Here is a 17460-nt window from a genome sequence, read left to right as displayed (position 1 = left end):
TTCTTAATAGTCGATTCCAAGTTGAGCTGGGATCCCATTTTTATATGGGTGTTTTGGGGATTCAATATGACTAACTAGGTCAGCCATATCAGTTAAAAGGTTTGGGCAATTTCTGCCTGTAAGAATAATATGTAGATCTTCGGGCTTTTTAGATAAAACTTCTGAGACTTCTTCCGGCGTAAGCCATCCATAATGAAATGCATAAGTGATCTCATCTAATATGAGTATTTTATAATTTTCTGAAAATATCATTTCGCAGGATCTTCCCCAGGCCGATCTTGCTGCTTTCTTGTCCCTGTCTAAGTCATCACTTTCCCAGGTGAAGCCGAGTCCCATCACATGGAAGTCAAGATCCTCAATGGTTTTTGCAAATTTTCTTTCTCCTGTTTCCCATTTTCCTTTAAGAAATTGGACAACTCCACATTTCATTCCTCTCCCTAATGCCCTAAATAAAATTCCTAAAGCAGCAGTAGTCTTTCCTTTTCCGGGACCTGTGAATACTAGGATGAGCCCTTTTTTATCAGGAGAAGAGTTCATTTCGTTTCCGAGTGATTTGTTTCTTATTTGCTTTTCTGAATTTATGAGAGAAGTCGGAAGCATAAAGCCTGGAATCTGCAAAATCATGGCAGTCCAATACTTTACCTACGAATATGATTGCAGTAGCTGTGATCTTTTCCTCTTTTACCTTAGCGACTATAGTTTCCAAGGTCCCAGTAATTATTTTTTGTTCCGGCCAAGTCGCCTTTTGCACGACAGATACAGGGCAATCCTTACCATAATGAGGAATCAGTTCTTCTGCAATTTTACGAATATGTAAAACACTTAAAAAGAATACTAGAGTAGCGCCTGTGGAAGCAAAAGTTTCTAACTTCTCCTTTTCTGGCATAGGAGTTCTTCCTTCTGCTCGAGTGATGACAACAGACTGAGAAACTTCTGGAAGCGTAAGCTCTTTTCCAAGCATAGCCGCAGCCGCAGTAAAAGAAGAAACTCCTGGAACAATCTCGTAAGGAATTTCTAACTCATCCATTTTTCTCATTTGCTCGGCTGTGGAACCGAATATAGACGGATCTCCGGTGTGAACCCTCGCGACATCCTGGTCTTTTTTCTTGGCTTCTTCTAAGATAGAAATGATGTCTTCCAAAGTCATTTTAGAAGAATCTAATACGGTTGCGTCAGGAGCAGCTCTTTCTATAACTCTTTGGGGCACAAGAGATCCAGTATAAAGAACAATAGGACAGGTCTCTACAAGTCTCGCTCCTTTGATTGTGATCAGGTCCGGATCTCCGGGGCCTGCGCCAATGATAAATACTTTCATAATAATACTCTCAGTCGCATTTTAAAATATTATCTCTAAAGGAAGACCAAACTTGCTTGGGAGAATTTCCTAACCACCTTGCATCCGTGTATTCTTTATTTTCCCAGAGAGTCTTCTTGCTATTATCTAAAACGTAATTCCATAACCTTTCGCTAATGGAAGAATTCCTATAAATAGAGAATAGATCATAAACTTCTTCAGGTGAACCTTCCGAAACAAAAGAGATCAATACATCAAATTTATTATTAGATACAGATTCCTGGTCGTTGATTTTAAGTTTTGTCCATTTCTTGTCTTGTTCGTTTGTATTATAAAAACCAAATGTTTCAAGATCGGTCGGTTTTTTGAATTTTCCTATCTGATAGTAGTCTTCATCATTTTTATACAGAATTGCCCCATTGATGCGTCCCAAATATTGGATTTTCTCTTCCGATTTTAATTCTGAAATTTGAATTTTCTTTTTTTGGGGAGAAGGTTCTAAAAATTGTAATGCCTTTAAAGCGGTAGCCACTGAAGAATCTTGGATCTCGATACCTTCTTCTCTCTCTTGTTCGAAAACTGTGGTGCTTGTTTTCACGAATGCACCTTGTATTTTAGTAATGTTTAAATTAGGGGAGGGCGATTCTTTTGGGATCCTACTTGCCAGATCATTTTCAGTTCTCAGGGAAACTGCTCTGTTCTGTCCTGGCTTCAAAGAGCCATCTTCTAAGGAATATTTATTTCCGTATCCTCTTGGAGTTACAAAAAATCCTTCATAAACAAAAGATTGAGAGGATCCTATGATAACTGTTGTATTCATTCCGATCTCAAATTCCAAAAAATGATCCAGATCAGAAAACTGAATATTCTCTTGCCTGCGATATGCGCTCTTTACAAGCGCGACTGGAGTAGTTCCAGGTCTATATTTTTTAATAATACGAGAAGCTTCTACGATTTGTCTTTGTCTTCTGCCAGAAGCGGGATTGTATAGATTGATTACAAAGTCTCCCTTGGCAGCAGATTCGATCCTATTTTCGATCACAGTCCATGGAGTCAAAAGATCCGATAGGGAGATCCTGGCTGAGTCATGCACCATAGGAGCTCCAACAAGAGAGCCGCAGGAACTATCCGCGCTAATTCCTGGGATCATTTTGATCTCGGGGGAATCTCCTTTTTTCCAACCTGTCTTTCTTAAAACTTCGAATACAAGGCCTGCCATTCCATAAACACCTGCATCTCCAGAGGAAATCAGAGTAACTGTTTGTCCAGACTTCGCGGATTCAACTGCAGTTTGGGCTCGAGTGATCTCTTCTGTCATTCCTGTACGAGTGACCTGTTTTCCGCTCAGATGATGTTTTACAAGATTGATATACGTTGTGTATCCTATTATGGAATCAGCTTCTTTGATTGCGGATAACGCAGCAGGAGTAATATGGGAATCGTTTCCTGGGCCTATTCCAACAATATTCAATTTTCCTTTTGGAGTTTCGTTCATACTTTCTCCAAACTTTTGGATTGGATTTCTGATCTTGTCGAAAATGGTATTCTTGCAATCGCTACTGTTAGATTTTTTCCGCCTTCGGTTTCTTTGTATTTCTGTTTTGTTACTAGTAATCTATCAGAACCGGAAAGAAGAAGAGCAGAAGCTTCGCTTACAGAACGAGTTCCTACATATTCGGACGCAGCTTTAGAAATTTCTGAAATTCCTTCCACTTGGTCCAAGTCCTGAGGGGGGAAGGTTATAAATTCCCAGCCATACTTTGTTGAAATTTCTAAAAAAGCAGGTTCTTCTTTTTTGACATCTACGCTTGAAATTGCCTTTATACTTTTGAAAGATAGATTATATTCTTTTAACACTTTTGTTATCCCATTCTCAACGACTTCAGTTGGAATTCCTTTGTCGCAGCCTAAGCCTAAGATCAGGGATTTGGGTCTGTATATCACTGAATTGGAATATATATCTGGCGTTTTCGTTTTAATATCTGTTCTGTCGCTTGCGATTAATAAGATTTCATAATCTTTGGGATTTACCTTTTCTAAATTCGCAGAATATTCTACACCCTTGGGCAGATCCTTTTCCAAAGACCAGAAATTCGGTTCTCCGGTTTCCTGTACGAATAAAACTTTAGTTTCATTTACTACTGCGGCACATGCCCGAGTCACATTTCTATCCTGATCTTCTAAACTCCAGCCAAGGTCTCTTCCTAAGATATCCACAGTCAAAGTTCCGGAAACATCCGAGGCAGTTGTGATCACTGGAATATTTCCTAAAAGATCAGAAATTTTCTGAGTAAAAAAATTACCTCTTCCTACATGGCCTGACAAAACGCAGATAGTGAATTTTGCTTGGTCATCAATACAAAGAACTGCAGGATCTGTCTTCTTACTTACCAGAAGAGGAGAGATCATTCGAACTACAGCGCCCACGCTGATCACAAAAATATGGCAATCGTATTCCATAAAACTTTCTCTTAAAGTAGGTTCCATAGGAAGACTTAAAAGTTTGGATTCCTTTGGAGATTCCGAAATGAACTTAGGAGAAACAAATATGTCTGCTCCTTTTAAGGAGTGGAATAATTTTGTTCCAGTCTTTAGGCCGTGTTTAGTGATTACATAAATTGCGTATGGTTTTCTACTCTGAATCATCCGAAATACCTCTTAAAACCCCTTTTCGTTTTCGGATAGAAATTACAACCATGGAAAAATAATCGCAGGTTTCATTCTTTATGGACTCGATATCTTTTACGATCCTTTGGCGATCTGTAGTTCCATAAGAAACATAGGTTGCATTTTCTATAATATTCTGCTCTTTTAATATTCTTATTAGTTCAGGAACTACCTGTCCTACCTTTGTTAAAACAATTGTATCAAAGTCCTGGATGAGCTTTTCTAGATCTTCTAAACCGTAGGTAGCAGGAAGAACACAGAATCTTTCTCTTCCATCGGCAAGAGGTGTGAGCAAACTTGCTGGGATTGCAGTAATGGAAGAAACTGCTGGAACAATTTCTATCTCAATTCCAGGCCATCTATCCGGAGCTTCATCTAATAAATAACTCCAAGAACTATATACAGATGGATCTCCTTGTGTAATGAATGCAACATCCAAACCTTTTTCTAATCTTAACCCTATTTCTTTAAATGCCTTATCCCATGCTGGGATTAAGATATTAGGATCTTTAGTCATTGGAAAATGTAGGAGTAATTTCTCTTGTGTTTCATTTTCCCGAACTACTGGAGAACAAACTCTCCAAGAGAAAGAGGGAAGTGATTCGCTGCTTTTGGGAATAGCAAGCACCGGAACCGTATTTAATACATTTACTGCTCTAAGAGTGATTAGATCTGTTGCTCCGGGGCCAACTCCAACCCCGTATAATTTTCCGTATTTTGTTTTTACATTCATAAGATATATTATAATTTCCTAATTTTAAATATATGGATTGGATTTAGTGCTTCATACCTGAGGTAATCTGCGAGTTTTTGGCCTCGGGAAATATTGATCAGGCTTACTTCCGGGATTAGATCCATATCTCTGAATGTTTTATATGCCTCTGAAACATTATCTAAGGTAATTGCATTTGCTACTAAACACCCGCCTTGGCTCAATCTCTCAAAAGAAAGCTCGATGATCTCTTTCATGTTCCCTTTGGAGCCTCCTATAAATACGCAGTCAGGTGAGGGAAGGTCGAGTAATGCCTGAGGAGCTTTTCCGTGTATTAAGAAAACATTATCCGTTTTATGTGAGAGTATGTTTTGCTGGCAGATCTCTATTCCTTCCGGATCTACTTCGATCGCGTATACTCTTCCTTCTTTTGCGATCCTGGCTGCTTCTATTGAAACTGCTCCTGAGCCAGCTCCGATATCCCAGATCACAGAATCTGGTCGGATCTCCAACGCGGAGAGAGAAAGTATTCTGACTTCTTTTTTGGTGATAAGCCCCTTCTTAGGAAGGCGTTTTGCATATTCGTCTTCTCCAAAAAAAGGAAGAAGTGGAGAAGGTTTCCAATTTGGATCTTTTCTAATTAGGATAATTACATTTAAGTTGGAGATGTCTTGCGTCTCTGCTAAAGTTTCCAGTTCGAATTCACGGACCTTCTCCTCTTTTCCTCCTAAGTTTTCACAAACGAATGCTTTCCAATCTGTTTCAGAATAATTTAACAAATACTTTGCGATCTTGGAAGGAGAGTTGGTCTCGTCGGTAAGACATGCAATCTTGGATATACTTTGTAATTTTGTAATGAAACCTTCTATCGTTCTTCCATGGAGGGAAAGAAAAGAAGCGTCGTCCCATTTGACTCCAATTTTAGAAAAAGCATTTTGGACGGAACTCGGAGCTGGAATGAATTCCACATGATCTCTTCCAACTTTTTTTAAGATCAGATTTCCAATTCCAAAAAATAAAGGATCTCCCGAAGCAAGAACGCATATCGTATGTTCAGCAGAAAGTTCTGCGATCTTCTCCGCTGTTCGAATAATATCATTCTTGATAATGATCCTTTCTCCATCAAACTGAGGAAAAAAATCTAGATGTCTTTCTCCGCCGGCAAGAACTCTTGCTCTTGCGACTGCACCCATTGCTTTGCTGGAAAGTCCGACACATCCATCGTCTCCAATCCCTATTACGGTAACCGCTTTCAAAATTTTTTCTCCGTTGAAAGGAGTAGAAGTGCATGTATGATTGAAACTGCGATCGTACTTCCTCCTTTTCTTCCTCGAGTCAGAATATAAGGAATAGAATATTCAGATTGGAATTTGATATCTAATAATGCTTCTTTGGATTCAGCAGCAGATACAAATCCTACTGGAACTCCGATCACAAGAGAAGGTCGAACTCCTTCCTCTTGCACAAGTCTTACGATTTCTAAAAGTGCAGTAGGTGCGTTTCCTATCGCGATGACACTTCCATTCAAAAGTCCAGAACTTGCTGCTTTGCGCATTGACTCTATGGCTCTTGTGGAATTATTTTCTTTTGCTCTTTGGATTACATCAGGATCACTGATAAAACTATAAGTTTTACAACCATAGGCTTCTAAACGTTCGCTGTTCAGGCCAGCAATGATCATCTGGACATCACAAACGATAGGACATCCATTTTTCAATGCTTGGATCCCGTCACGAATGGCATTCTGATGGATCTTTGTTAGATCTCTATATTCGAAATCTGCAGTGGCATGTATAATCCTTCTAACAACTTCCCAATCACCCGGAGGATGAGAATGATTTCCTGCTTCTTCATCTATGATTGAAAAAGAATTGTTTTCGATCTCCCTTCCTAAGGAAGTCATTTGTCTCATATCGTTCATTTATTCCGCTTCCCCTTTGATACCCCAGCCTTCGGGAGCTTCAAACTTTCCTAATAGAGTTCCATCAAAATCCACCATATACGTGGAAACTCTTAATCCTAATCCATGTTTGGAACAATTTTCAGAGACAATCTCACAGATCCGAGTGGTGATATAAAAATGTCCGGATTCTTTACAAATATCTAATACATGTCTTGCTGTATTTGCTGCTTCTATATTGGTGCATACAGTTTCAGGGATCTCTAAGGATCTTGCAATATTTGCGAGCATCTTTGTGTTCACTGAAGAGCCCCCTCTATGTGTCATCATGACTCCATCGGCCATCTTAGAAAGTTTCCCGATCATTCCTACTATGATCACGTGATGGATATCTTCTTTAATTGCGGTCTTGATCCCTGTTCCTATAAAATCGCCGACTTGTATGAATGCGATCTCGTTCATCGAAGGGAGAAGGTCCATCGCGAACTTTTCGGATTTTCCACCAGTGGTTAAAATAATACTTTGTTCTCCGTATTCTCTTGCGACCTGGATTGCCTGTATTACACTTGCTTTATATGCCGCAGTGGAATATGGTTTTACGATCCCAGTTGTTCCTAAAATTGAGATCCCGCCTATCAATCCAAGGCGTTCATTCATTGTTTTTTTGGCCATCTCTTGGCCGCCTGGAACACTGATCGTAACTTCTGCACCAGAAAATGTGGAACCTATCAGTTCCTCTAATATCATTTCTGTAATATTCTTTCTGGGAACTGGATTGATTGCAGGTTCTCCAATTTCTAAACCGAGTCCCGCTTTCGTAACTACAGCAACTCCTTCTCCACCTTTTAGAACGATCTTGTTTTCTTGGTTAAGTTTTACTTCCGCAGTTAACTCTGCACCGTGAGTGCAATCAGGATCATCTCCTGCATCTTTGATAATGCTACAAACAGCGCTATCCTCTGAGATCTCGCAACGTTTTAGCTCGAACGTGACTTTTCTTTTGTTAGGAAGAGTAGTTTCAATTTCTTTAATGGTTTGGCCTAAGATAAGAACTCTAACTGCAGCTTTTGCAGCAGCGGCGGAACAAGCTCCTGTAGTGAATCCTTCTCTTAGTTCCTTGGTCGCCATTGAAATTTATCCGAGACTTACCACTGGCGATGGATTTTTTTGGGTATTGAAGAATGCTTCCATTCCGATCTGGGACTCTAAGGTTCCTAAGCGGACCAATTCAGATCTTACTTCTCTTAAGATATTTCCATCTCCACTTAAGAATACGTTTTCTGGAACTGTACAATCTCCTAAAATCGATTTCAGAATATCTAATGCACTTTGGACTCTATTTTGATCTGAAATCGGAGGGATCTGAAATATATTTGGAAAATTAGAAACTCCAGAGAGGATCTTCCTTAGTTCATTTTCAGAAAGAAAGTCTTCCTCTTTTGTTTTGAGCCAGACCGTTATGGTGCTGTCTAAACGGTCTGAGAATTTTTTGGAAAGAAGGAGACCAGCAAGTGTAGTGATCCCTGTGTCCGTTGCCAGAATGAGAGAAAAACCGGGTGAAGGCCATGTTGGATCTCCTACAAATTTTCCCCAGGGACCTGAATACTCCAGTTCTGACCCTGGTTTTAATTCAGGTAGAATACTGGATGCTTTTCCTGTCCCTAAACGTTTCACACAGATCTGAAAAGAATTCGTTTTTGAATCAGAAGACAAAATAGAATAAGCTCTTTTGATAGGCTTTCCATCATTATCATTTCCGACATTTAGGATAATATATTGTCCTCCTACAAATTCGAAAGGCAGCCCATCTGCTTTTTCAAATTGGTATATGTCTGAAGAAAGGCTTACATTTTCTTTATGGACCAGTTTGAGAAGTTTTTGGCTCAATGTTCCTCCTATGAAGGATAGATCTCATGCACGAAATCATGCATTTCTTCTAAGTCTAGATATAAGGTTTGGAATGATTTTGCAGAATTTTTAAGATCCAATTCCACTTTTTTGGTAAGTATTAATAGAGAAGTGTAATAACCAGATTTAGGATCTCCAGCTGGAAGTTTTGCAATTGTTTGTTCTAAATCTACCAAACTTGCTTCGAAAAATCGGATTAGATCATCGAAATTATTCGCAGTCGTCAATGACTGGATCGGTCCTGGAGAAGAGAGTGCTTCTGTTCCTATTTCATTTTTTTCATGTTGGATAACTGATTCATCCTTGATACCAAGAACATTCATCATTCCTAATCTTAAAGCTGCAATTTCATGACATGCCATACTATATTCCTATTGCATAATATTATCTACTAAACGAGAAACGAGTCTATCTTGAAGAAGATGTTCCGAAACGAGGTCTTCTGCATCTTCGACATTTACTTTTTGGTACCAAACTCCGTCCGGATAGACTACAACTACTGGACCTTCTCCGCATCTCCCCATACAGGAAGAGCGAGAAATTTTGAAATCCAAATGTCTTCCTTGTAATTTTAAAATAGATCTCATTCGAGCGACTAAGGCAGAACTTCCTTTGCTTGCGCAATCTATATTATCGCAAACAAATATATGCTTTTGTAAATTACGATGAGGGAATAGATGAGGTGCTGCTTGGTTATGAGTTTCCAGATGACGGATACTCCATAGGAGAGCCTTCAATCCTCCTACTTTTTTAGAAAGGCCAGGAAGTTGTGCTCTGTATTCACAAGTATCACAAGGAAGGGAGAATTTTCCGGAGATACAATCTTGTATCCTTTCATCTATGACTAAAAATAGTTCTGGATCGGGTCCAAGATAAGAGGTGAGTTCTGTTTTGATCCAAGGAAATTTTTCAGAAAAGTTTTGGACCAAGGAGGAAATTTTTTGGATCAATAATCCGCCGAATAAAAAGTAGGGGACCACCAGAAGTTTTTCCGGTCTTAATTTGGAAGCCATCTCCAAAGTGTCTGGAAGAAGAGGGCTGGTGATCCCTATAAAGGAAGGAAGAACAAAGGAGAAATGATTTCCTTCTTGGAATAAACGAACTGTTTTATAAAAGTCACCGTTTGCATCCGGATCAGAGGAACCTCTGTTTACTATGATCACGCCTGTCTTAGAGGATTGCTCTTTGTTTAAAGGTGAAAACTCTTCTGCACGTTTCCTAAGCAAAGATACCATTTTAGAATGGATACCTAAACTATTTGCTATCTTATAAGAATGATCCGGGAACTCCGATTTAATTCTGTCCAACACGACCGGAATATCATTTTTAATATGACCAGATGTGTATAGAAACAAAGGAAATATTATAATATTTGAATACTCTTCACTAAGATCTCTGAGCGCAGTTTCCAGATCGGGTTTTGCAAGTTCTACATAAGCGTAGGAAATTTTTAGATCAGGCCGAGTGCATGAATATGCTTCTACCAATGAAACGAATTCTAGATTGGAATTTGTTTCTCTACTGCCGTGACCCAGCACCAGAACTGCAATTTTAGGTTTCATTTGAATCCTAATACCTGCTTTGGCTTCCAGAATAGAAAAAATAAAGAGGATAATAAATACCAGAAGATCAAATTTGTGAGTAAGGTCACATATTCGAATTGGTTTCTTAACTCTTTGGGAGCAGCAAAATCTTCTGAAATTTCAGGCACACCAATATAAAATGGAAGTCCTACAAAGAATAATACCGTTACTAAAACGAATGCCCATTTTAGTAATCTATGAAGATTTAAATAAGTTAGAAGGACTTTAGATCCTAAAACACCAACTAAGCTGGAACCGACACAAAGATACCACCAAGCCTGCCTTTCTAGATAATCATAAGCCCCGGATGCTCTTCCTGGTAATTCAGGAGGAAGTCCTACAAATGGGATCCCGAAAAATATTAGAAATCCACCGATGGTAAATAAGAAGCTTAGGAAAATCGCCTTGGAGATTGAAGGGTTTTCCAAAAATCCAAATGGAGGGAATAAGACCATCCAAACGGAAACTAAAACCCCAAAAGAAATCCCGAGTAGAACAGAACCAATAAATGTTCCTAAGTTTCTTTTTTGCCAAAGACTATCTTTCTCGGCTACTTCAGTGGGATTAGATTGTTCTTTTGTGTGAGAATGACCTTCTCCATGGGAGTGAGAGTGAACATGCGTATGTCCAGCATTAGAATTTTCTGATGCTGATTTGGATTCGAACTTCTCTGCTTCTAATATGAGAGGAAGATTCCAAGCGCAAACCAAGATCCCTAAAACAAGGCCAGACACCAGACCGGAAAATATCCCGGCCCGTAAAAGATCAGAAAGATCTGATCTTAATGGCATGGAAAACCGGTAGAATGTCTTATATCATGAAATGTATCGTGCAAATACACCATAGGTTCCAGGCCTACTGCATAGATTGTAGAGAAAGCAAGAAACCCAACCAAAACTAGAAAGGAACCACTAAGCCATAATCTGGCTCCCAAAAAATCCTTCGAAACGGAAATCGAGCGCATAAAAATCCCTCCTAAGAGATCTTCACCTAACAAGATATAAGCGATAGTAAGACACGAAAGATCGCGCCAAAGCATCGTATGAACAAAAAATTTTGAGTTTAGTTACGCGATTGTCTTACATCCGAGACTGGATCACGTAGCTTCAGGATTTTTGTAAGGCGTTTTCTGACTCGAGATCATCCTACTCAGCACGTCTTCCCAGGTTTTACAACCCAGTGACATCTTGTGCCTTTTGTCCCTCTTACAGCGGCGGGTACCGTGACGGAATTGCACCGTCTTCCCATAGATGTGGACATCTATGTTCCTACAAAAATAGTCTGAGATTTCAGGATCTATTTAGGTGAGTGATTTTGTATAGTATTTTATTTTCGATCGAGCAAAATTCTCTAGACCCCGCTTCTACCTTCCAATCTTTACGAATAGGTTTCATAGAGTTTCCTTAAAAGACTGCAGTTATACTTTTTGTTTTTTCTTATCCAGCCTGGACTGGGCAGCTTTTAATTCAGAATCAGTAAGTCTGATACTGAATTCAGGAAAATGTCTAAATAGAAAATATTGAAGCCAAGAATCCCAACCTGTGTATCCAATGAACTTATTGTTTGGGATCCATTTTAGGATTGCCTTTGCTACTGAATCGATTGCATGAACTCTATTTAACGCGGAACCCATTTCGATCTCTTTACTCAATTCAGGTTTATCAGTATTTTCTTTTTCTAAACCAGGAGTGTCAGTTGTAGGAGGAAGGAATAATTTTACCTTAACTCCATGAAGCATCATCTCTTGGCGGAAACCTTGAGCAAAACCTACGATCGCAAACTTACTCGCAGAATAAGCTCCGTATCCATAGATAGAAAAAAATGCAAGAGTGGAGGCTAAGAATACAATCTCTCCGCTTTTTTGTTTGGAAAAATGATCACTAAATGCGAGTGCGCTGTTTACATGACCGAAAAAGTTTACATCCATTAGATTTCTATAAACTTCGTCATCAAGGTCGGAAGCTTCTCCGGCCTTAGCAAAACCACTGCTACAGATTAAAAGGTCTAATCCACCTAAAGTCTCGATTGCCTTTTTGGCCTCTTTTTCGAGGGCTTTTTTATCAGAAACATCCAAAACTGCGAATCCAAAAACAGCTGTTGGAGCTCCTACAGACTTTAACTCTTGGACAGTCTTTTCTAAGTTAGATTTTCCTCTGGCAGAAACGATTACACTTGCTCCTGCCTTTGCTAATTGGATCGCAATTCCTTTGCCTATGCCCGCGGAACCACCTGTTATAAATACTTTTTTGCCTTTGTATCTGCTGAATGACATGTTTAAAAATTCTCTTCGATGCGGGCAAGATTTCCTTTTTTAGGAAACTATTCAATCTAATTCGAAACTTTTTACATAAAGAATTAGAGAACTTGTTCCAAAATTTTAAATTCCTGGTTTGGTCCCAAAACAAATCTTGCCTTTTCATTCCCATGATACCGAATACGGAAGAATTCAAGGCTCAAGATGTATCCGATACCTTTACTGGAAAATTTAAGGAAGAAAGTCCCAAGTTTAGAAAAAAATTGGGACCGTTATACTTCCATGTTAAAAGAAAAGAAGGTCCCAGCAAAAACAGAACTTATCAAAAGAGGGGTTTACACTAAAAACATATTCATTGTTAAGAAAGGATGCCTGCGATTAAAATTTGAAGATAAAGGCCGTGATATCACTATCGCATTTTTCCCTGAGAACAGAGCGATCACTTCTATTCATAGTTACAGAGGGACTTATGAGAGCAGCCAACTTGCTGTCGAAAGTATTGAACCTACAGAATTACTTATACTAAGCGGAGAAGATGCAGAAACTATTTATAGAGAGAATGACGGGCTTAGAGATTTTTTATTGGAATACGTTGCTGAAAGATTTGATACGTATATGAATTTATTTTTATCCAGGATTAGGGATAGCCCTGAACAAAGATATTTGAACCTGATCAATGAACAGCAAGATCTTGTAAATCGTATCCCCCAGCATTATATTGCTTCTTTTTTAGGGATCACTCCTGTCTCCTTAAGTAGGATCCGAAACAGGATTTGGAAGGAACAAAAATAAATACTTATATATTTATTAAAGGGTAGAAGTAGCCGAATCTTCTTTTATTCCAGGGCCGGAAAGTAAATGGAAAATTTTGTACCAGATCCAAGCTCACTTTCTACTTTAATTTTCCCTTTATGATTTTCTAAAATACCATAAACGATAGAAAGTCCGAGACCGGTTCCTTTGCCGGGTTCTTTAGTCGTAAAGAATGGATCGAATATTTTACGGATAGTCTTTCTATCAATGCCGGTCCCACTGTCCAAAATTTCTATCACTGCAGTCTTTTGGGTCTTTTCAGGAGAAATAAATTCTCCTTCTTCCATTCGAAGTCTTATGGAAAGTAAACCCCCGCTTGGCATCGCATCTTTTGCGTTTAAAAATAAATTCAGAAAAACCTGATGGATCTGAGTGTGATCCGCCTGGACCCAGATTGGATCCTGAGGAAGATCCGAAATTACTCTGATTGATTTAGGAAAGGTAGAAGATGCTATATGGACCGCCTCTGAGAGTAAATCATTCAAAGCAGATGGTTTCAGATCAGATTCTACCTTTCTTGCCAAAGTCAAAAGTTGTTTAATTAAAGAAGATCCTCTTTCCGCAGTCTTCTTGATAATTTCAGAATATTGTAAGATCTTTTCTGGATGTTGAGAATTTTTTTCTAAGAGGGCAGTGTAGCCTAAAACTACAGTTAGAATATTATTAAAATCATGTGCCACTCCTCCAGCAAGAGAACCAATAGATTCCATCCTTTGAGAATGAATGAGTTGTTTTTCTAATTCGTGGTGCTTTGTAATGTCTTGGAATTGGACGGCAAAATAATTTGGATCTCCCTTTCTGTTTCGTATTAAAGTTGCATCTACCTGAACCCAGAGATGATGCCCGTCCTTATGAATGTATCTTTTTTTTCTTTTAAAGATGGATATTAAACCTTTTAAAAATTGATCCCTTAAGTGAAGATCTTCTTCTAGATCATCTGGATGAGTAATATAATCAAAACTCATCCCTACCAATTCATTTTCAGAATAACCTAAAATTTGAGAAAGTGCAGGATTAGAGCTAATAAATCTTCCTTCCAAAGAAATAATGGCAAACCCATTCGGAGAATGGTAGAGTATATTTTTAAATTGTGCTGCTTGGCAATACCATTCATCCCATCCCATTTCTTTAGGTAAAAAATCCTTCTCTAAATAACCGGATGGTTGGTTTATTTTTGGAGGAATTTCATCGCAGTTTTGCATAACCTTCTCTTCCATGCTATTTAAGACAGTGAGAGGAAAGGGTTTCGCCTTAACTATTGTTAATAAATTATGTAACTATTTTAAACTCCATTGAGTAACAAATCGTAGTCTAACATACTCTAGGAAATAAGAAGAAGTTTGATGTCTCCATAAAAAAAGAAAGGAGAGGTCGAAACTTCGACCCCTCCCAAGGATAGGATTGCCTATAGGGAGGCGGAGACCATGAGATAAAAGAACTTAGAAGTGTCGTCGAATGTGTACCTATTATCAGGGTTAGAGGCAAATGGATTTGTTCTTTCATTTCCGATCGCTTCTTTAGCTTTCACAAGAGAAACTCCCATCCAAATCGAAACTGATTCAGTATAATTATAGATCCAAGTAAAATCATATTGATAGAACAATCTTCTGCCTAATCTTGAATTGTCATAAGAGAACTTATCATTAGAATAATTTTCAGTGCTTGCTCCAGTATTTGGAACCCCAGAAACTTTATACCAAGCATCTTGTAAATTTGCTTTTTGAGTATCGTAGAAGGCAAATATAAACATACCATATTCTGTTTTGAGATTTGCACGAATGGAATAAGACTTTATATTTTCAAATCCAGCCATTAGAGCTTGGCCGTTCATAGTATTCCAATTTGGGAAAGAGCCTGCGATCTGAGGAAATAAACTTTGCCAAGTCCCTACCTTAGAATCAGATCTATTTGGATCTCCTGATGCGTATGTGTAACCTAAACCTAAACGGATCCAATCATTGACCTTGATCCCCGTATCCAAAGAGAGAAGTCTTGTATCATACTGCACCTTCTCTGTATAAATATTTTTTCCGTTAGCTGCCTTTTGGTCTAAAACATCCCAATCAGCTTTGACTCTATCCCCAGTCATTCCTGATTGCCATGCGGATTCAATACTCCAATCCCAGATCTTTCCGGCTGGTAAAAAATTATTATTCGTTCTATTGGTGAATCTGAATCCTGTAGTTAAAAGATCGTTCCTTTGTTTTAGTCGATCATCGAAGTCTATAGGATTTGCGTTAGGGATCCATTTTTTAGAAACTTCAAACACATACAGATCTAGATGAGCTTCTTCTCCAAACTTGATCGTATTATAAGCACCGAAAAAATAAGCCTGGTCTATGGAACCTTTGGATCTTCCATTGCTAGTTGTTAATCCGTAGGGAGCATCGTATTGGTCGGATAGTATTGTTCCAAATACATGAGTCTTGAACCACTGAGAATCATGAACAAATCTAACACCATCAAATGCAAATCCTGTATGAAGCCAATTTAAAGGGCCCACAATTTTCAGATCTCCAAAAGCGAATACCTGCCTTCCTACAAAAACGGAAACGGGAAGTTTATCAATTTTTTTGAATACTATATAAGCTTCTCTAATATCTGTATTATTCCTAATATTCGTATTGGTAGAAGTAGCCGGAGTCAAAGTAGTCCCAGCACCTGTGCTAAGTCCGTAAGTCCAATTGCCAGCATTCTGAGGAGTTTGACTTCCTCCCCAAAGTCTACTATCTTGAATAGTAACTTTGATCGAATAATAAGGAGAAGGATCGAATAAAAACCAGAGTTGAGTGTTTTGTCCTACAAAAGAACTATAATCGTCTGTTTTCTTATTGAAGTCAGGGTTCTCTCTCGCTTCAAATCTAGGGCGGAGAGAAACTCCCAATTTTAAATTATCCAACCAAAACAGATCTGACTTTTGAGTCTCCTTCATTTGTTCTGGAGTGACTAAAAGAGTTCGGAGATGGTCTACAGGAATATTTCCTTTCCATGGGGAATTATACTTAGGCTCTTGCTTCTTAATTTTTGGATCAGGACCTTCGGTCTTATTCGTTTCGGAAGGAGAGGGTAGGGGGTTCTGAATTGGTTCCTTAGTATTTTTATTCGGTTCTTCTTCCGAATGTATCGGAATGCTAATAACGATAGTTATTAAGAGAAGTATAAAATTAAGTTTTGGTTTCGGTAGAATATTCATCCGGGAGCAACCTACAGTAAAAGTATCTTTATTCAGCTTTTAGCAATTACTGTGCCAATGCATAAAAAATATGAATTTATTAAGTGAATTGCTATATTGGAGTGATTTGCTGTGATTTGAATCGAGTATGATATTTTTTGTACGTTTTATACATATACGTATTGTATGATTTAAGTACGTTTTCTAGGGAAATTACTTTTGTAGTATCTTCGACAGCTCTTGGGTAGAAGTAAATCAGAAGGTTGAATTGCTATTTTTTGAAATATTTTTCAATTGGCACAAAAGTTGCTAACTATGAGATGATGTCTATGTTTAGTTTTTTACGGAAATTGAATCCGTAATGTTCTATCAATTCCAATTCAAGTTCGTTATTGAAGCGAATTACGCTCTTGGCGGTTTCTTCCAGTGAAACTAATAAAGGGCCTTTTCTTGCTTCTTGGATCTCTTTTTGAAGATTCCAGAAGTATTTGCTGTTTTGGAGTGACTTCTTCTTATCCGTTTGTTTGCTTTCAAAAACTCTTTTGTAAACTGAAACAAGTTCGCTCGGAGTTTTTACATTTATATCTACTTTTTTTAATTCGTAAGAAAAGTCTGGATCGTGTCCATTTTCGGAAGCCTGTTTTGTTTTTGAGATCACAGAAGGAAGAAGTTTAGAAATGTCTTCGTAAATCGGAAAGGCTGCAAAAATCCAATTCACAAGATTTAAGCAGGAAAGTTTTGCAGGAGATCTTTTATATTCTGCCCAGACTTCCTCTAAAAAGTCCGCTTGGGAATAGAAAAAAAACAAAATTTCATGCTCGTTCTTCTCTTTCATTTTTTGGGTTCGAGCCTGGAGGACCCGTCATATCCAATGGATACCTTTTCTTTATATGCAGGATAAATGCCAGATCTAAAAAAGAAAGGCAATTCGTTTCTGATCGCTTTGAATCTTGATTCCAGTGTATATTCTACGCTTCTCGGACCAAAGATCCGGGGATAGTTGGTTGTAAGAGTTTTGTCGAAGATACTACATTGCAAAGATTCTATACAAACTGCCTTCTATCTGAGGCTAAAAGGAATATCTCTCCCCGAAAACAGGTTCGGAAACCCACTATTTGACTCGTTTTTCAAATAATCCATGGTCTGGCGTGATAATT

At 38.4% G+C, this 17460-nt stretch carries 18 protein-coding genes and 1 riboswitch; of the genes, 1 reads left to right on the top strand and 17 read right to left on the bottom strand.

Annotated features, from left to right (window positions below; translation table 11 throughout):
* Positions 1–3 precede the first annotated feature (3 nt).
* From cobO to EHQ52_RS02300, 14 genes are all read right to left on the bottom strand, one after another.
* A complete protein-coding gene (gene cobO / locus EHQ52_RS02365) occupies positions 4–537 on the bottom strand; it encodes a cob(I)yrinic acid a,c-diamide adenosyltransferase (protein WP_135613684.1) in 534 nt (177 codons plus the stop codon).
* Positions 521–1315: a precorrin-4 C(11)-methyltransferase gene (gene cobM, locus EHQ52_RS02360; protein WP_135613683.1), complete on the bottom strand. Its 795-nt coding sequence runs from the start codon at positions 1313–1315 to the stop codon at positions 521–523. The genes cobO and cobM overlap by 17 nt, the downstream gene beginning before the upstream one ends.
* Before the next feature lie 10 nt (positions 1316–1325).
* Complete coding sequence (gene cobJ / locus EHQ52_RS02355) at positions 1326–2789, bottom strand: precorrin-3B C(17)-methyltransferase (protein ID WP_135613682.1); 1464 nt, start codon at positions 2787–2789, stop codon at positions 1326–1328.
* Positions 2786–3940, bottom strand: coding sequence for a cobalt-precorrin 5A hydrolase (locus EHQ52_RS02350; RefSeq protein ID WP_135613681.1), 1155 nt, complete (start codon positions 3938–3940; stop codon positions 2786–2788). Before EHQ52_RS02350 ends, cobJ begins: the two co-directional genes overlap by 4 nt.
* Entirely contained in the window at positions 3927–4694 is a 768-nt protein-coding gene (gene cobI / locus EHQ52_RS02345) for a precorrin-2 C(20)-methyltransferase (protein WP_135613680.1), read from the bottom strand. The genes EHQ52_RS02350 and cobI overlap by 14 nt, the downstream gene beginning before the upstream one ends.
* A gap of 8 nt (positions 4695–4702) precedes the next feature.
* Entirely contained in the window at positions 4703–5929 is a 1227-nt protein-coding gene (gene cbiE, locus EHQ52_RS02340) for a precorrin-6y C5,15-methyltransferase (decarboxylating) subunit CbiE (RefSeq protein WP_135613679.1), read from the bottom strand.
* Positions 5926–6594, bottom strand: a complete 669-nt coding sequence (locus EHQ52_RS02335; protein WP_135613678.1) for a precorrin-8X methylmutase — start codon at positions 6592–6594, stop codon at positions 5926–5928. Before EHQ52_RS02335 ends, cbiE begins: the two co-directional genes overlap by 4 nt.
* Entirely contained in the window at positions 6595–7701 is a 1107-nt protein-coding gene (locus EHQ52_RS02330) for a cobalt-precorrin-5B (C(1))-methyltransferase (RefSeq protein WP_135613677.1), read from the bottom strand.
* A 6-nt stretch (positions 7702–7707) separates the two neighbouring features.
* Positions 7708–8460: an FAD-dependent oxidoreductase gene (locus EHQ52_RS02325; RefSeq protein ID WP_135613676.1), complete on the bottom strand. Its 753-nt coding sequence runs from the start codon at positions 8458–8460 to the stop codon at positions 7708–7710.
* An 8-nt stretch (positions 8461–8468) separates the two neighbouring features.
* Positions 8469–8843, bottom strand: coding sequence for a DUF3209 family protein (locus EHQ52_RS02320; protein WP_135613675.1), 375 nt, complete (start codon positions 8841–8843; stop codon positions 8469–8471).
* A gap of 9 nt (positions 8844–8852) precedes the next feature.
* Positions 8853–10043 carry a CbiX/SirB N-terminal domain-containing protein gene (locus EHQ52_RS02315; RefSeq protein ID WP_135613674.1) on the bottom strand — a complete coding sequence of 397 codons (1191 nt, stop codon included), beginning with the start codon at positions 10041–10043 and terminating at the stop codon, positions 8853–8855.
* Complete coding sequence (locus tag EHQ52_RS02310; RefSeq protein WP_135613673.1) at positions 10040–10855, bottom strand: CbtA family protein; 816 nt, start codon at positions 10853–10855, stop codon at positions 10040–10042. Before EHQ52_RS02310 ends, EHQ52_RS02315 begins: the two co-directional genes overlap by 4 nt.
* Positions 10846–11028, bottom strand: a complete 183-nt coding sequence (locus tag EHQ52_RS02305; protein ID WP_135613672.1) for a CbtB domain-containing protein — start codon at positions 11026–11028, stop codon at positions 10846–10848. The genes EHQ52_RS02310 and EHQ52_RS02305 overlap by 10 nt, the downstream gene beginning before the upstream one ends.
* A 139-nt stretch (positions 11029–11167) precedes the next feature.
* Positions 11168–11351: riboswitch (cobalamin riboswitch) on the bottom strand.
* 130 nt (positions 11352–11481) lie between these two features.
* Positions 11482–12336, bottom strand: coding sequence for an SDR family NAD(P)-dependent oxidoreductase (locus EHQ52_RS02300; RefSeq protein WP_135613671.1), 855 nt, complete (start codon positions 12334–12336; stop codon positions 11482–11484).
* A 186-nt stretch (positions 12337–12522) separates the two neighbouring features.
* Between EHQ52_RS02300 and EHQ52_RS02295 the strand changes: the two genes are divergently transcribed.
* On the top strand, positions 12523–13110 hold the full coding sequence (locus EHQ52_RS02295) for a Crp/Fnr family transcriptional regulator (RefSeq protein WP_135613670.1): 588 nt from the start codon (positions 12523–12525) through the stop codon (positions 13108–13110).
* Positions 13111–13154: 44 nt separating this feature from the next.
* Here the strand turns inward: EHQ52_RS02295 and EHQ52_RS02290 are convergent, their stop codons facing one another.
* The 3 genes from EHQ52_RS02290 to EHQ52_RS02280 form a co-directional block, all read right to left on the bottom strand.
* A complete protein-coding gene (locus tag EHQ52_RS02290; protein WP_244244764.1) occupies positions 13155–14333 on the bottom strand; it encodes a two-component system sensor histidine kinase NtrB in 1179 nt (392 codons plus the stop codon).
* Between the two features lie 203 nt (positions 14334–14536).
* A complete protein-coding gene (locus EHQ52_RS02285) occupies positions 14537–16324 on the bottom strand; it encodes an alginate export family protein (RefSeq protein ID WP_135613669.1) in 1788 nt (595 codons plus the stop codon).
* Positions 16325–16616: 292 nt separating this feature from the next.
* Entirely contained in the window at positions 16617–17138 is a 522-nt protein-coding gene (locus EHQ52_RS02280; protein ID WP_135613668.1) for a hypothetical protein, read from the bottom strand.
* Positions 17139–17460 lie beyond the last annotated feature (322 nt).

The sequence above is a fragment of the Leptospira koniambonensis genome (assembly GCF_004769555.1).
GTDB lineage: Bacteria > Spirochaetota > Leptospiria > Leptospirales > Leptospiraceae > Leptospira_B > Leptospira_B koniambonensis.
The sequence above is the reverse complement of the archived record's forward strand: the minus strand, read 5'-3'. Positions and strand labels throughout refer to the sequence as shown.

Coding starts and splice junctions, on each gene's coding strand:
- cobO (WP_135613684.1), bottom strand. CDS start 537: ATGAACTCTTCTCCTGATAAAAAAGGGCTCATCCTAGTATTCACAGGT.
- cobM (WP_135613683.1), bottom strand. CDS start 1,315: ATGAAAGTATTTATCATTGGCGCAGGCCCCGGAGATCCGGACCTGATC.
- cobJ (WP_135613682.1), bottom strand. CDS start 2,789: ATGAACGAAACTCCAAAAGGAAAATTGAATATTGTTGGAATAGGCCCA.
- EHQ52_RS02350 (WP_135613681.1), bottom strand. CDS start 3,940: ATGATTCAGAGTAGAAAACCATACGCAATTTATGTAATCACTAAACAC.
- cobI (WP_135613680.1), bottom strand. CDS start 4,694: ATGAATGTAAAAACAAAATACGGAAAATTATACGGGGTTGGAGTTGGC.
- EHQ52_RS02335 (WP_135613678.1), bottom strand. CDS start 6,594: ATGAACGATATGAGACAAATGACTTCCTTAGGAAGGGAGATCGAAAAC.
- EHQ52_RS02330 (WP_135613677.1), bottom strand. CDS start 7,701: ATGGCGACCAAGGAACTAAGAGAAGGATTCACTACAGGAGCTTGTTCC.
- EHQ52_RS02320 (WP_135613675.1), bottom strand. CDS start 8,843: ATGGCATGTCATGAAATTGCAGCTTTAAGATTAGGAATGATGAATGTT.
- EHQ52_RS02315 (WP_135613674.1), bottom strand. CDS start 10,043: ATGAAACCTAAAATTGCAGTTCTGGTGCTGGGTCACGGCAGTAGAGAA.
- EHQ52_RS02310 (WP_135613673.1), bottom strand. CDS start 10,855: ATGCCATTAAGATCAGATCTTTCTGATCTTTTACGGGCCGGGATATTT.
- EHQ52_RS02305 (WP_135613672.1), bottom strand. CDS start 11,028: ATGCGCTCGATTTCCGTTTCGAAGGATTTTTTGGGAGCCAGATTATGG.
- EHQ52_RS02300 (WP_135613671.1), bottom strand. CDS start 12,336: ATGTCATTCAGCAGATACAAAGGCAAAAAAGTATTTATAACAGGTGGT.
- EHQ52_RS02295 (WP_135613670.1), top strand. CDS start 12,523: ATGTATCCGATACCTTTACTGGAAAATTTAAGGAAGAAAGTCCCAAGT.
- EHQ52_RS02290 (WP_244244764.1), bottom strand. CDS start 14,333: ATGCAAAACTGCGATGAAATTCCTCCAAAAATAAACCAACCATCCGGT.
- EHQ52_RS02285 (WP_135613669.1), bottom strand. CDS start 16,324: ATGAATATTCTACCGAAACCAAAACTTAATTTTATACTTCTCTTAATA.
- EHQ52_RS02280 (WP_135613668.1), bottom strand. CDS start 17,138: ATGAAAGAGAAGAACGAGCATGAAATTTTGTTTTTTTTCTATTCCCAA.